This window comes from Pseudomonas sp. 008, from assembly GCF_016861935.1.
Lineage (GTDB): Bacteria > Pseudomonadota > Gammaproteobacteria > Pseudomonadales > Pseudomonadaceae > Aquipseudomonas.
In genome coordinates this window covers 77,622-91,585 of sequence record NZ_BOMA01000012.1, presented here as the reverse complement: position 1 = coordinate 91,585, position 13,964 = coordinate 77,622, and the positions used below count along the sequence as shown (strand labels likewise).

Here is a 13,964-nt window from a genome sequence, read left to right as displayed (position 1 = left end):
TCCTTAGGCCGCGGTAAACAGCTTGTGCGGATCCATGACGAATTTCTTCGGCGCCCCGGCATCGAACTCGTGGTAGCCACGCGGCGCGTCGTCCAGGCTGATCACCTGCACGCCGACGACCTCGGCAATCTTGATCCGGTCCCACATGATCGCCTGCATCAGCTGACGGTTGTACTTCATCGTCGGGGTCTGGCCGGTGTGGAAACTGTGGGACTTGGCCCAGCCGAGGCCGAAACGGATGTTCAGGCTGCCATGCTTGGCGGCTTTATTGACCGCACCCGGGTCTTCGGTGACATACAGACCGGGGATACCGATATTGCCGGCGACCCGCACCACGCCCATCAGCGCGTTGAGCACATCGGCCGGGGCCTCGTGCTGCGCGCCGTCATGGCCGTGGCCACGGGCTTCGAAGCCGACCGCATCGACCGCACAATCGACTTCCGGCTCACCGAGCAGGTTGGCGATTTGCTCGTGCAGCGGAGTGTCCAGGGTCAGGTCGGCGATCTCGAAGCCCTGGGCCTTGGCATGCGCCAGGCGCAGCGGATTGACGTCGCCGACTATCACCACCGCCGCACCCAGCAGACGGGCGGAGGCGGCGGCAGCCAGTCCGACCGGACCGGCACCGGCGATATACACCGTGCTGCCAGGGCCGACACCGGCGGTCACCGCGCCATGGTAGCCGGTCGGCAGGATATCGGAGAGGCAGGTCAGGTCGCGGATTTTCTCCATTGCCTTGTCGCGGTCGGGCAGCTTCAACAGGTTGAAGTCGGCATACGGCACCAACACATATTCGGCCTGGCCGCCAACCCAGTCACCCATGTCCACATAGCCATAGGCACCGCCGGGGCGCGCCGGATTGACCGTCAGGCAGACGCCGGTGTGCTGCTCCTTGCAACTGCGACAACGGCCGCAGGCGACGTTGAACGGCACCGATACCAGGTCACCGATCTGCACGTTTTCCACGTCACGGCCCTTCTCGATGACCTCGCCGGTGATCTCGTGGCCAAGCACCAGCCCGACCTGGGCCGTGGTCCGGCCACGCACCATATGCTGGTCGGAGCCGCAGATATTGGTCGAAACCACGCGCAGGATCACGCCATGGTCAATGCGCTTGCCGCGCGGGTCTTCCATTTTCGGATAGGGGATGGTTTGCACCTCGACCTTGCCTGCGCCGAGATACACGACACCACGATTACCAGACATGATTTCACCTCGCTTTTGTTGTTGTGAGAACACGGCCCTTGTACTGCGAAGGGTCGCGCGGCCTTACAGTGCGGCGGTATATGTCTTGCGTTTGCACGTGAATGCAGATGGGTTGGAAGTCACCCTCCAGCGACGCGTGATTAGCAGTCATCGTATCGATCCTACGCCTGGTATCAGCACCCTGCGAGGGCATTTAGCACCCAATTACCCCCCCGGCTGGCAGGGCTGGCGCAGGAGTAACGGGCTCTGAACGCCGTGTTTGCCCCCCATCAAAGCACAGCGTCAAAATATTTTTATCTGATAAATGTTTTATTGACTAAAAAATAATACCGGGTAATTATTTCCCTGCATCTGCTTTCACGCAGAGTCATTTTGCAGGGGAAACCCGATGAGTCAGAACACCGTGCCGTTGCTGGCCAGTCTTTACATCGAGACGAATGAATCGTCACTCGACAGGCGCTTGGCGCCTTTGTTTATGCAGGGTTTTCCGGCCGAGCCGAAACGCCGCGTCACTTGGAACAACTGGATGCGTCCACCGTTCAATCAGTGGGGGTTCCGCAATCTGGCGCGCCTGCGTCCCTCCATTGATGTGGAGGCGGGTGGCGGACCGGTCAGCGTCTTGAAGGAAGCGCCACAAGCGCTGGACGAACTGCACTTCGACAGTGAATGTGGCTTGAGCGTCAGTGTCATCGATCATCTGGTGGTCAGTCAGACCGACGCCTTTTTGGTGATGCAGGGCGACACCGTGCTGTTCGAGCGTTACTTCAACGGCCAGCGTCCCCGGGACCGGCACGTCATGTTCTCGGTGACCAAGTCGCTGATCGGCACCCTGGGGGAGCAACTGGTCTGCGATGGCATCCTCAATCCGGAGTTGCCGGCGGCGTTTTACGTGCCCGAACTGTTGGGTAGCGCGTTTGGCGATGCCACGGTGCGCCAGCTGTTCGACATGGCCGTGGGCATCGACTACAGCGAAGTCTATGACGATCCCAACTCCGAGAGCTCGCAGTACGGCTATGCCTGCGGTTTCCAGCCGGCACCTGCGCAGTACGCTCAGTTCGAGTCGCTGTATCAGTACCTGCCGTCGCTGAAAAAACGCGGCAGTCACGGCGGCTTTTTCCATTACGTGACCGCCACCACCGAAGCCCTGGCCTGGGTCATGGAGCGCGCTTCGGGCAAGGCTTGCAATCAATTGCTGCAAGACCTCTGGAGCCAGTTGGGGTGTGAGCGCGACGGCTACTTCATGGCCGATCCTTGGGGGCGTAGCGTTGCCGGTGCCGGTTTCAACGCCACCTTGCGAGACATGGCGCGGTTCGGTCGGCTGCTGGCCAACGACGGTCGCCATGATGGGCTGCAATTGCTGTCGACCGAGACGGTTGCACGCATTTGCGTCGGCTCCGATCCAGCGATCTACGCCAAAAACTCCGAGTTCTCCCAATGGACTCCTGACGCTTCCTACCGCAGCCAGTGGTACGTCTTCAACGACCACAGCCAGGCGATCATGGCCGGTGGTATCCACGGCCAATACCTGTTCGTCGATAAGCCGTCCGGTGTGGTGATCGTCAAGCAGTCATCGCTGACCGAGGCTGTCAGCCCGTTCGATGCTGACAGCGTGCGCATGCTGCGTGCCATCGCCGCGCACCTTACTCACTGAAACGCCTCATAACGACAAGAAGTTTGCGATCTATTCGCCTGGCTCGACCAGGTGTTGGCGGCGCTTTGCGCCGCCATTCACTGCCCTGTAACAACAATAATCACACAGGAGCTTCATATGGTTCTCATGACGCGTTTCTCTCGAACGCTCTTAGCGGTCGGCTTACCCCTGACCGCCCAAGTCGCGCTGGCGGGCTACACCTTCGAGGATGGCAACCTCAAGGGTGAGGTTAACTTCACTGCCGGCGGTGCGACCCTGTCCACCCGTAACGTCAACTTCGGCAGCGGCCGCGTCGATGCGCGCAGTGGCAAGAATGGCGGTACGAAAATCGACTGGCAGGAGCTCTACGTCAAGCCCGGCGTCAAGCTGGAATACGCCCTGCAGCCAGACTTCAGCCTGTTGGCCGGTGGCTCGCTGGTGGCGGCGACCACCTTTGGCGACGGCGATGCCGGCGGCTTCACCCGCAGCTCTGATGGTGACGTGGCCACCGAAGAACTCTACGGTGGTTTCCGGGCCGGGGAGTGGACGCTCACAGCCGGTCGCCAGAACTACATGATCGGCACCGGCTTCATCGTCATGGACGGTAACCTCGACCAACTCAAGGACGGCGCCTACTGGCTTGGCCCCAGAACCGCCTTCAAGGATTCGGCCATCCTGGCCTGGGATCATGGCGCATTGAAGACCCAGGCCTTCACCTTGCGGGTCGATGACGATCTGGGTGACTTCCGCATGACCGGCGCTAACCTGGACTACAACCTCGACGACCAGGTGACACTGGGGGCCATGGCGATGAAGGTCAACGCGCTGGGGCCCAAGGGCAGTACACTGCCACGACGCCGGGACGGGATGCAGGTGTACAACGTGCGTGCGTTGAAGGCCAAAGTACCGGGCGTGCCGGACCTGACCCTGAATGCCGAATACGCCGTGGAGCGGGGCAGTGGTGAAGGCGTGGATTACGATGCCAACGCCTGGTACGGTCAGGCGGATTACGCCTTCAACACGTTGCCGCTGACCCCGGTGATCGGCTATCGCTACGCCAGTTTTTCCGGCGACGACAACCTCGCCGACAACCGGCAGAAAGCCTGGGAGTCACTGAGCAAGGGCTTCGTCGACTGGAGCACCTGGCTGGTGGGGGATGTCGTCGGCAACTACCTGCTGTTCAACAGCAACGAAAACGTCCAGCAGTTCTCGCTCAAGACCCACCTCAATGAAACGCTGACCCTCGGCGCGATCCACTATCAGTTCTGGCTGGACGAGAAAAACTACATGGGTGCGCAGGTCAGCGATCGGCGCTTTGCGGACGAGAGTGTGGTTTTCCTCGACTGGACCCCGACGCCGTCGTTCTATACGTCGCTCTCCTATAACTGGGTCAAGCCGCTGGCCGCTGCCAGGCAGGTGTTCGGCGATGACCAGAAATTCAGCGCGCTGGAACTGTACCTCACCTACCGCTATTAAGTGCCGCGAGCCTTCGCGGCCGCGCAGGAGTGCTTAACCATGAACATGTTTTTGCGTAACACCTTATTGGGCGCTGTAGTGTCGTTGCTGGCCAGCGGTGTGTGCCTGGCTGAAGAGCGCACGGTGCGGATCTACAACTGGATCGAATACCTGCCACCTGAAGTGCTCAAGAGCTTCCAGGAGGAAACGGGCATCCGTCCGGTCTACGACGTTTTTGACAGTGTCGAAACCCTGGAGTCCAAGCTGCTGACCGGCAATTCCGGGTATGACGTGGTGTACCCCGGCAGCGCCAACCTGAGTCACCTGATCGCCGCCGGTGCCGTCCAGCCGCTGGACCGCAACCAGCTGCCGAACTGGCAGCACCTGGACCCGGAGTTCATGAAAACCCTGGAAGCCGCCGGTGATACGGGCAACCGTTACGCGGCACCGTACCTGTGGGGCACCACGCTGATCGGCTACAACGTCGACAAGGTTCAGCAAGTCCTGGGCGCCAATGTGCAGATGAACACCTGGGACATGATCTTCAAGGAAGAGAACCTCGCCAAGCTGGCCAGTTGCGGTGTCGGTTTCCTCGACGCAGCCAACGAAATCGTGCCCATCGCCTTGCACTACAAGGGCCTCGACCCCAACAGCCAGAAGCGCGAAGACTACCCGCAGGCCCAGGCGGCGATGATGAAGATTCGCCCGCACATCACCTACTTCAACTCCTCACGCTACGGCATGGACCTGGCCAACGGTGACATTTGCGTAGCCGTCGGCTGGTCGGGTGGTGTGGCGCTGGCCAAGCAACTGGCCGATGCGGCCGGCAAGGGCGTCAGGGTGGAGATGGCGTTACCCAAGGAAGGCGCGCCGATGTGGTCGGACGTGATGATGGTGCCGACCAACGCCCCCCATACCAAAGAAGCCTATGAGTTCATCAACTACATCCTGCGCCCTGACGTCATTGCCCGGATCAGCAACAAGATCGGTTACCCCAATCCGAACAAGGACGCCACCGCACTGGTGAACGCCGAGATCCGTAATAACCCCAACATGTATGTGCCGGAAGAAGCGCGCAAAACACTGTTCGCTCTGCAGCCCATGCCGGCAGCCGTGGAACGGATCCGCACCCGCACCTGGACCACCATCAAGACCAACCGCTGATCATCGTGGCCCGGCGTCGTGACGCCGGGCTCGCCAGCAATGACGCGCCTCGGCTATGGCATGCAGCCAGTCTGGGAGGAGGCTGGCGTTCTCAGGCCCGCATTCCGTAAAAGAGCAGCTCGGTGATACGCCTTACCTGGGCGGAGTGTGACTCGATGTCCGGCTGTTCCTGGTTGACCAGCCTGAACAACTGCAGGTGTGAGTAGTCGTTCAACAGGAAGGCGGCCAGGTCGACGTTGAGGTCGGCGCGTAGCTTGCCGGCCTGTTGCAGTTCTCTGAGTAAACCGCTGATTTCGGCCCTGAGCGCATCGTTCATGGCCCGATAACCTTCGGGCAGTCCGTTATCACCACCAAATAGAATCAACGGCAGCAGTTCACGCCAGAGACTGGGATGCATGACTTCCAGGGCGTAACCGGTCAGCAGGCGTTCCAGGTAGCACAGGGCGTCGACCGGATCCTCAATTTCAGGGATCTGGTTGCGGGTGTCCTTGAGGGCGCGCTGGTCGGCGTCGTGCAGGATTTCCAGGATGATTTCCTGCTTGTTGCCGAAGTACTTGAACACGGTGGGCGCCGACACCCCAGCCTGGTTGGCGATCTGTTCGATGGTGGTGTTCTGGAAACCTTGACGCTCGAACAGTTCGATCGCTGCCTTGCTGATGGCTTGGCGTCGTTCGACTTTCTGACGTTCACGCAGTCCGCTCACGGTTGATCCCTTGTCGCTATGAATAAAGGGGGCGCATGTCGCCCAATCATCCATGCAAAATACTTAATCGGGTAAAACTTTTAAAGCGCTAATTTCTGTAGTGCGCGTTTATCCCGGAAGCGAAAAGTCTCGTTGGCTGATGGCGAGAGTCTTCAGGCTTAATAGTTAATTTCATTAATCTTTTAAGCGCTGTTCACCATGCATTGACCCGCCTGAATCAAGCCGATGCCTGTCGGTATTTTTTCAGTCGATAGGCAAACTGCGCACGACTCAAACCCAGCAGTCGCGCGGCAGCGGCCAGATTGCCTTGGCTTTTTTGCAGCGCTTCATCGATCAGGCGCGACTCCAGCCCTTCAATGGAGAAACCGTGTTCCAGGCGAGCCAGGGTCTCCAGCAAGGCCGGGCGAGGCTGTGTGCCGGCGGGACTCTGGTCGGTTGCGGCGAGGCTGCCATTGTCGTCCAGAGAGTACGCATCCTGCGGCATGGGTTCGTTGCGAAACAGGTGGATCAGATCGATGGCTTGGCCGTCTTCGCTGGCGATCAGGCCGCGCTCCACCAGGTTCTGCAGTTCCCGTACGTTGCCGGGGAAGTCATAGCGCAATAACACCTTGAGTGCGCGCATGGTCAGGCCGGCGGGTTTGCGGGCGTAGGCCTGACAGAAGCGCCGCAGGAACGCGTTGACCAGCAACGGAATGTCGTCGCGACGTTCGCGCAGCGGTGGCAGCACGATGGGGTAGACATTCAGCCGGTAGAACAAGTCTTCGCGAAATTCTCCGGCCGCCACGGCTTTGCGCAAGTCGACATTGGTGGCCGCCACCACCCGGACGTCGACCTTGATGGGCTGGCCACCGCCGATGCGCTCGATCTCCCGCTCCTGCAATGCACGCAGCAACTTGCCCTGACCCGGCAGGCTGAGGCTGGCGATTTCGTCGAGAAACAGCGTGCCGCCCTGGGCGCGCTCGAAGCGTCCGGGGCGCGAATGGGTCGCGCCGGTGTAGGCGCCACGTTCGACACCAAACAGCTCAGCCTCGATCAGATTGTCCGGGATGGCGGCGCAGTTGAGCGCCACGAAAGGTGCTCGATGGCGTGGGCTGAACTGGTGCAACTGACGGGCGAACAACTCTTTGCCGACCCCGGACTCGCCGCTGAACAACACCGTGGCGGGCGTCGGCGCCACGCGCTGCAAGGCGAGGGTAGCGGCATTGAAGGCCGCGCTGGCGCCAATCGGTTTTGGTCCGCCGGGGTTTTCGCTGTCGTCATCCTGGGGGGCGGGCGCCGGGGCTTGAGGCTGTTTGGGTGCGGCACTTGAGGGCGAGGCGGTGAGATAACTCAGGTCCTGCTCGACATCGCCCCATTGCTCGGCGGTCTTGCCGATCACCCGGCAGCTCTCATGGCCCATGCCCCGGCATTCGGTTTCGCGGAAGATCACCAGACGGCCGAACAGCCCGCTGACATAACCGATGGCATAGCCCAGTTCGGTCCAGCACACCGAATCCTGGCCGATCCCGTAGGCGGCGATATGTTCGTCGGCCTCACAGGAGTGGTGCCAGAGGAATTCACCTTCATAGAAGCCTGAGTCGGCGTCGAATTTGAAGTGCAGGGGTTCGACCTTGGTCATGCCTTCGAGTGTATGCAGACGCGTGCCGGCCGAGAAAACCGCCGCGGCGTCGGCGTCTGGCCAGCGCTCGCGGATCAGTCGCGCATCGCGTGCGCCGGAGAGATAGCCGGTGCGGGTAAACAGGCCGCGGCTCTGTTCCAGTCCCTGGCGCTCGATAATTTCTCGTCGCAGCGCGCCGAAGGATGAGCTGTGCAATAGCAGCATGCGCTGGTCGTTGAGCCAGATACGTCCGTCAACAGGGGAAAAGAACAGGCATTCGGTCAACTCGGCCAGGGTCGGTGAGTTGCCTTCGGCCAGTTGGGTACTGTCACCTCGGGGCGAGAAATGCTCCTCCTGCACGGCAAGATGAGGAAGCAGCGAATGGGGATTGTTCATTGTTATGCCCCTGAGCGAGTCGACTGATCGAAATGATCAACTAGCAAAACAGTTATTAAACATAACTTTATCATTTGGACAAGTGGCGAGCTGCCGGCTGTACGCCAAGCACCTTGTCCTATTCGCAAATGCCCCTCTAAAGCCCGCAGGCCAGAGCCTTCGCCAGTTGAAATGCGGCGCAACGCAGGAAGTCGGCACAGCCCTTGCTCTAGCGCTTTCACCACGCAGACGCCTTGCATCGTTTTAGCAAGGCCGCGTCAGGCAATGACAAACACAAGAGCCGGGAGACCGAAATGTCGGTAAGTGAACCATCTGATTTTCTGCGGGACGAGCCATGGCGTGAACGCATCTTCAATGGCGACTGGCTACGTCCATTGGGCGGCAGCCATAGCGTCATCGAACCGGCCACCGGCGAGGTGTTGACCGTCACCGGTTTGGCCGACGCAGTAGACATCGCGTTTGCCAGCCTGAACGCCGCTCGTGCTCAACCGGCCTGGGCGGCATTGGGGCCACGGGAACGCGCAGAGATCTTTCGTAAAGCTGCCGCACTGGCCCAGCAACACTTTGCCGAACTGGCGTTGTACATCGCCCGGGAAAGTGGCGGCAGCCTGTTCAAGGGTGAACATGAGGTCCGTGAGGCGATCGTGTTGCTGCATCAGGCGGCCGGGCTGCTGTCGCAACCCCATGGTCTGGTTCTGCCGAGCGAAGCGGGGCGCTTGTCCTATGCACGCCGATTGCCCCATGGCGTGGTCGGGGTGATCTCGCCGTTCAACTTTCCTCTGGTGTTGTCCCTGCGTTCGGTGGCGCCGGCGCTGGCGGCGGGCAACGCCGTGGTGCTCAAGCCCGATCCGCAGACCCCGGTCAGTGGCGGTTTCATCATTGCCCGGTTGTTCGAGTCGGCCGGTCTGCCCAAGGGCTTGCTGCAGGTGTTGCCGGGTGCGGCGCCAGCCGGAGAAGCGCTGTGCCGCGATCCGCATGTGCGGATGATCGCGTTCACCGGCTCCACCGCAGCGGGGCGCAAAGTCGCGGAGCTGGCTGGGCGTCATCTGAAAAAAGTCGCCCTGGAGCTGGGCGGCAAGAACTCGTTGATTGTGCTCGAAGACGCCGATCTCGAACTGGCGGCCAGCAACGCCGCGTGGGGTGCCTGGCTGCATCAGGGGCAGATTTGCATGGCCACCGGACGCATCCTGGCCCATGAGTCGATTGCACAAGAGCTGGTCCGCAGGCTGGCAGAAAAGGCACGGGCAATCACGGTCGGCAATGCCGCTCGCGGTGAGGCGGTGCTGGGGCCGTTGATCAACAAACGCCAGCTGTTGCGAGTGCATGAAATCGTCACGGAGAGTGTGACGGCCGGGGCAACTCTGCAAGCCGGCGGCGAGTATGAGCAGCTCTTCTACCAACCCACGGTGCTTTCCGGTGTGCGCCCGGGCATGCGCGCGTTCGACGAGGAAATCTTCGGCCCGGTGGCCACGGTAGTGAGTTTTGCCAGCGACGATGAGGCCATCGACCTGGCCAACCGCACCGAGTATGGCTTGTCCGCAGGGATCATTTCGCCTTCGGTCGGGCACGCGATGGCGATGGGCGAGCAACTCAATTGCGGGCTGCTGCACATCAACGACCAGACAGTGGCCGACGAATGCATCAACCCCTTCGGCGGACGCGGCAGCTCAGGAAATGCCGGCAGCGTTGGCGGCCCGGCCGACTGGGATGAATACACCCAATGGCAATGGGTGACGGTCAAGGATAAGGCGCCGCGTTACCCGTTCTGACGGGCCGGTTTTTCCGGGCCGACAAGGTAGGTCGGCCCACCGAGTACACAAAAATAATAAGAGGACTCAACATGAAACTCGACAACAAGATTGTGCTGGTGACTGGCGTCTCTTCGGGTATCGGCGCGGCCACGGCAAGCCTGCTGCGCAGCCACGGCGCCCACGTGATTGGCGTGGACCTGAAGGCGCCGCACATGACCCTGGATGGTTTTGTTCAGGGCGATCTGAGCAGTGCCGAGAACATCGACCGGTTGCTGGCGCAGCTACCGGCACGGATCGACAGCCTGTGCAATATCGCCGGGGTGCCGGGCACTGCAAACCCGCAACTGTTGGCGCGGGTCAACTACCTGGGATTGCGCCACTTGAGCAGCGCGTTGCTGCCACGCATCAACGCTGGCGGCAGCATCGTCAATATCGCCTCGATCCTCGGCGCCGAGTGGCCGTTACGTCTGGAACAGCACAAGGCACTGGCGCGCATCGAAGGTTTCGCCGCCGGGCAGGCCTGGCTGGCCGAGCACCCGGTACCGGACCAGACCTGCTACCAGTATTTCAAGGAAGCCTTGATCGTTTGGAATTACCTGCAGGCCCAACCCTGGTTTCTCGAACATTCGGTGCGCATGAACAGCGTCGCGCCAGGTCCGGTTTTCACACCGATCCTCGGCGACTTCGTGAGCATGCTCGGTGAGGCCCGAACCCAGGCCGATGCCCATCGCATGAAACGCCCCGCTTATGCCGATGAGGTAGCGGCGGTGATCGCTTTCCTGTGTGCCGACGAGTCGCGCTGGATCAACGGCGTCAACCTGGCAGTCGATGGCGGATTGGCCTCTACCTACATCTGAAACCATGTGGCGAGGGGGCTTGCCCCCGTTCGGCTGCGAAGCAGTCGTAAACCGGCTGATTTTAGGGCCGCTGCGTGCCCCAGCGGGGGCAAGCCCCCTCGCCACAAGTGCAAAGCCATGCCAAAAAATAAAAATAATGAGGAGCGTCCATGGACAACGTTAAACGTTGCTTTCGTTTCAAGCATTGCGCCCTGTTTCTGGCGTTATGCAGCGCCGGTGTGATGGTCGAAAGGGTCGAGGCCATGCAAATGGACCTTGGTGATTCCGACTGGAAACTGCGTTGGGACAACACCATCAAGTACAGCCAGGCCTGGCGTCTTCAGGGGCAGGACAGCCGATTGGTCAACGCACCGACCGCCAACGGCCTGTACCCGTCGATCCAGAGTCAGGGCGATAAAAACTTCAGCAGTGGCCTGGTCTCCAATCGTCTGGACCTGTTTTCTGAAATGGACCTCAGCCGGCAAAACTATGGCCTGCGTGTGAGCGGCGCAGCCTGGTACGACGATATCTACAACCAGGGCACCGACAGCAGCGAGCAAACGCATTTCCTCAGCGAAACCCGCAAGCTCCACGGTCGCGACGCGGAAATTCTCGACGCCTTCGTGTTCCTGCGCGGTGACCTCGGTGAAGACTCCCAAGGCGTGGTGCGTCTGGGCCGACACAGCCTGATCTACGGCGAAAGCCTGTTCTACGGTGGCAACGGCATTGCCAATGCCCAGGGCCCGACCGATGTGGTCAAGTTGCTGAGCGTGCCGGGGACCCAGTTCAAGGAGATCCTGCGTCCGGTCAATCAGATCTCCGGGCAGTTGCAGATCAACCCGCAGCTGTCGGTGGGCGCTTACTACCAGTTTGAGTGGGAACGCTCCAATGTGCCCGGCGCCGGCAGCTACCTGAGCGATATCGATGCCATCGGTTACGGCAGCGGTTCACTGCGCGAAGTGTTCGGCAACGACACGGTGAATGGCGGCGATTTGAAACCGCGAAATTCGGGGCAGGGCGGTATGCAGATCCGCTTCAAGCCGACCGGCACCGAGCTGGAGCTGGGTTTCTACGCTGCGCAGTATCATGACAAAACCCCGACCGGCCTGTACGCCTACCTCGACGGTACGGCTGCGGCCGCCACCGGGTTGCCGATCCTGAGTTCCTATCGTCAGGTCTACGCCGAAGACATCAAGACTGCTGGCGTCAGCTTCTCCACCGCTTATGGGCCGTTCAACTTTGCCGGTGAAACTTCCGTGCGCTGGAACGCGCCGCTGGTGAGCAATCTGCAAGTGGTGGCCCCTGGCGTGGCGGCCGATGGCGACGATAACTCACTGTTTGCCAGGGGCAAAACCGCTCACGCCAACCTGTCGGCGATTTACCTGTTATCGCCCACCGCATTTTGGGATGGCGGCTCGGCACTGGCCGAGCTGGCCTGGAACCGCACCCTGAGCGTGACCGAGAACGCCGCCGCGCTGGATGCCAACACCACCCGCGATGCTACGGCACTGCGGGTATTGGTGGAGTCGGCGTACTTCCAGATTGTCGACGGGATCGACCTGACCGTGCCGATCGGCATGGGTGTGGTACTCGATGGGCGCTCTTCGGCGGTCAACAAATCGGGCTTCGGCAATACCCATTCCGGCGACTGGAGTGTCGGGCTCAAGGCCACCTACCTGCAGCGCTGGGATGTCGGCCTGAACTACGTGAACTTCTTCGGTGCCCCGAAAGCCGGGCTGCGCGAGGACGGCAATTTCAGTTACGGGCAGTCGTTGGCCGACCGCGACTTCGTCTCGCTCTACGTGAAAACCTCATTCTAATAAGGTGGATTCGCCATGCAGAACAAAGCATTTCTCAACACTTGCGTCCTCACCCTGGCCTTTGCCGGCATGAGCCTGGCGCAGGCGGCCGTGTCGCCTGAGCAGGCTGTACGCTTGAAGACTGAACTGACACCCCTTGGTGGCGAGCGCGCCGGCAACGCCGATGGCAGCATCCCTGCCTGGGATGGCGGCTACACCAAGGTCGCGCCGGGCTACAAACCGGGTGACAAACGTCCCGATCCATTCGCCGGTGAAAAACCGCTGTATTCGATCAAGGCCTCGAACATGGAGCAGTACGCCAATGTACTGGCCGAAGGCACCAAGCTGCTGCTGAAGAAATACCCGGACTATCGCCTGGACGTCTACCCGACCCATCGCTCGGCGGCAGCCCCGCAATGGGTGTATGACAACACCGGCAAGAATGCCACCCGCGCCACGCTGGACGTGGCGAGCGAGAAAGTCACCGGCGCCTATGGCGGCATCCCGTTCCCGATCCCGGAAAACGGTACGCAAGTGCTGTGGAATTATCGATTGTCCTGGCAGGGTGGCGACACCATCAGTTCGCCTTTCGATACCTGGCTGATGACCGCCGGCGGCAAGAAAGTCCAGGCGACCCGCGCCCAGTACACCTACCAGTTTCCCTACTACGTTGAAGGCGGCAGCCTGGAAAACTTTTCCGGCAAGTACCTGGTGGGCAAGCTGCTGACCGAACTGCCGTCGTCCAAGGCCGGCGAAGGCCTGATGACCCATTGGGACCTGGACCCGGCCAACCGCGCGGCCTGGCAGTATCTGGTCGGTCAGCGCCGGGTGCGCCGGGCGCCGAACATCGCCTACGACACCCCGGACTTCGTGACCTCGGGGGTCGGTCTGTTCGACGAAGCGTTCATGCTGTTCGGGCCTACCGATCGCTATGACCTCAAGCTGATGGGCAAGAAAGAACTGATCGTCGCCTACAACAATAACCGCGCCGCCCTGGCCAAGAGCGACGACCTGGTCAAACAGAACTTCCTCAATCCTGACCTGGTGCGCTGGGAGAAACATCGGGTCTGGGTGGTCGAGGCCACGCTCAAATCCGGCAAGCGCCATGTGGTGCCGCGTCGGACTTACTACATCGACGAAGACTCCTGGCAGATCCTGATGGCCGACGGTTATGACGCCCAGGGCAAGCTCGGACGGCAGATGTATTCGCTGACGCTGCTGGCGCCGGACCTGCCGGCCCTCACCGCGCAAGTCATGTGGGGCAGCTACAACCTCGACACCGGCGCCTACTTCCTCAACTCCTCGAGCAACGATCTGGCGGTCCAGTACCAGAAAGTCGCGAAACCTTCGGCGTCCTATTTCACGCCGGATGCCATGGCCAACGAAAACATGCGTTGAACCTGAGGGAGGCCGCGGCGGGTGAGGGTGCG

The 13,964-nt window shown here is 61.0% G+C and carries 10 protein-coding genes; 7 read left to right on the top strand and 3 right to left on the bottom strand.

What is annotated here, in order from left to right; genetic code table 11:
* Nucleotides 1–3: 3 nt before the first annotated feature.
* The gene (gene fdhA, locus JUI81_RS22635; RefSeq protein WP_018927872.1) at nt 4–1,203 is read right to left on the bottom strand and encodes a formaldehyde dehydrogenase, glutathione-independent; all 1,200 of its coding nucleotides are present in this window, start codon (nt 1,201–1,203) and stop codon (nt 4–6) included.
* Nucleotides 1,204–1,591: 388 nt separating this feature from the next.
* Between fdhA and JUI81_RS22630 the strand changes: the two genes are divergently transcribed.
* From JUI81_RS22630 to JUI81_RS22620, 3 genes are all read left to right on the top strand, one after another.
* The gene (locus JUI81_RS22630; RefSeq protein ID WP_204125073.1) at nt 1,592–2,854 is read left to right on the top strand and encodes a serine hydrolase; all 1,263 of its coding nucleotides are present in this window, start codon (nt 1,592–1,594) and stop codon (nt 2,852–2,854) included.
* Nucleotides 2,855–2,971: 117 nt separating this feature from the next.
* Complete coding sequence (locus JUI81_RS22625) at nt 2,972–4,309, top strand: alginate export family protein (RefSeq protein WP_204125072.1); 1,338 nt, start codon at nt 2,972–2,974, stop codon at nt 4,307–4,309.
* Nucleotides 4,310–4,348: 39 nt separating this feature from the next.
* A complete protein-coding gene (locus tag JUI81_RS22620; RefSeq protein ID WP_204125071.1) occupies nt 4,349–5,452 on the top strand; it encodes a polyamine ABC transporter substrate-binding protein in 1,104 nt (367 codons plus the stop codon).
* Nucleotides 5,453–5,543: 91 nt separating this feature from the next.
* Here JUI81_RS22620 and JUI81_RS22615 read toward each other — a convergent pair whose 3' ends face one another.
* Nucleotides 5,544–6,155 carry a TetR/AcrR family transcriptional regulator gene (locus tag JUI81_RS22615; RefSeq protein WP_018927876.1) on the bottom strand — a complete coding sequence of 204 codons (612 nt, stop codon included), beginning with the start codon at nt 6,153–6,155 and terminating at the stop codon, nt 5,544–5,546.
* A gap of 217 nt (nt 6,156–6,372) precedes the next feature.
* Nucleotides 6,373–8,148 carry a sigma-54-dependent Fis family transcriptional regulator gene (locus JUI81_RS22610; RefSeq protein ID WP_204125070.1) on the bottom strand — a complete coding sequence of 592 codons (1,776 nt, stop codon included), beginning with the start codon at nt 8,146–8,148 and terminating at the stop codon, nt 6,373–6,375.
* Between the two features lie 293 nt (nt 8,149–8,441).
* Between JUI81_RS22610 and JUI81_RS22605 the strand changes: the two genes are divergently transcribed.
* The 4 genes from JUI81_RS22605 (at nt 8,442) to JUI81_RS22590 (ending at nt 13,932) form a co-directional block, all read left to right on the top strand.
* Nucleotides 8,442–9,917, top strand: coding sequence for a benzaldehyde dehydrogenase (locus JUI81_RS22605; RefSeq protein ID WP_204125069.1), 1,476 nt, complete (start codon nt 8,442–8,444; stop codon nt 9,915–9,917).
* Nucleotides 9,918–9,988: 71 nt separating this feature from the next.
* On the top strand, nt 9,989–10,756 hold the full coding sequence (locus JUI81_RS22600) for a coniferyl-alcohol dehydrogenase (RefSeq protein ID WP_019578612.1): 768 nt from the start codon (nt 9,989–9,991) through the stop codon (nt 10,754–10,756).
* A 149-nt stretch (nt 10,757–10,905) separates the two neighbouring features.
* Nucleotides 10,906–12,555 carry a DUF1302 domain-containing protein gene (locus JUI81_RS22595; protein ID WP_204125068.1) on the top strand — a complete coding sequence of 550 codons (1,650 nt, stop codon included), beginning with the start codon at nt 10,906–10,908 and terminating at the stop codon, nt 12,553–12,555.
* Nucleotides 12,556–12,570: 15 nt separating this feature from the next.
* Nucleotides 12,571–13,932 (top strand): DUF1329 domain-containing protein, encoded by a 1,362-nt coding sequence (locus tag JUI81_RS22590; RefSeq protein WP_204125067.1) that lies wholly within the window; start codon nt 12,571–12,573, stop codon nt 13,930–13,932.
* The last annotated feature ends 32 nt before the right edge of the window (nt 13,933–13,964 follow it).

Bases quoted from the DNA above. Each gene is read 5' to 3' on its own strand.
- JUI81_RS22625 (WP_204125072.1), top strand. From the start codon at position 2,972: ATGGTTCTCATGACGCGTTTCTCTCGAACGCTCTTAGCGGTCGGCTTA.
- fdhA (WP_018927872.1), bottom strand. From the start codon at position 1,203: ATGTCTGGTAATCGTGGTGTCGTGTATCTCGGCGCAGGCAAGGTCGAG.
- JUI81_RS22595 (WP_204125068.1), top strand. From the start codon at position 10,906: ATGGACAACGTTAAACGTTGCTTTCGTTTCAAGCATTGCGCCCTGTTT.
- JUI81_RS22610 (WP_204125070.1), bottom strand. From the start codon at position 8,148: ATGAACAATCCCCATTCGCTGCTTCCTCATCTTGCCGTGCAGGAGGAG.
- JUI81_RS22630 (WP_204125073.1), top strand. From the start codon at position 1,592: ATGAGTCAGAACACCGTGCCGTTGCTGGCCAGTCTTTACATCGAGACG.
- JUI81_RS22600 (WP_019578612.1), top strand. From the start codon at position 9,989: ATGAAACTCGACAACAAGATTGTGCTGGTGACTGGCGTCTCTTCGGGT.
- JUI81_RS22620 (WP_204125071.1), top strand. From the start codon at position 4,349: ATGAACATGTTTTTGCGTAACACCTTATTGGGCGCTGTAGTGTCGTTG.
- JUI81_RS22605 (WP_204125069.1), top strand. From the start codon at position 8,442: ATGTCGGTAAGTGAACCATCTGATTTTCTGCGGGACGAGCCATGGCGT.
- JUI81_RS22590 (WP_204125067.1), top strand. From the start codon at position 12,571: ATGCAGAACAAAGCATTTCTCAACACTTGCGTCCTCACCCTGGCCTTT.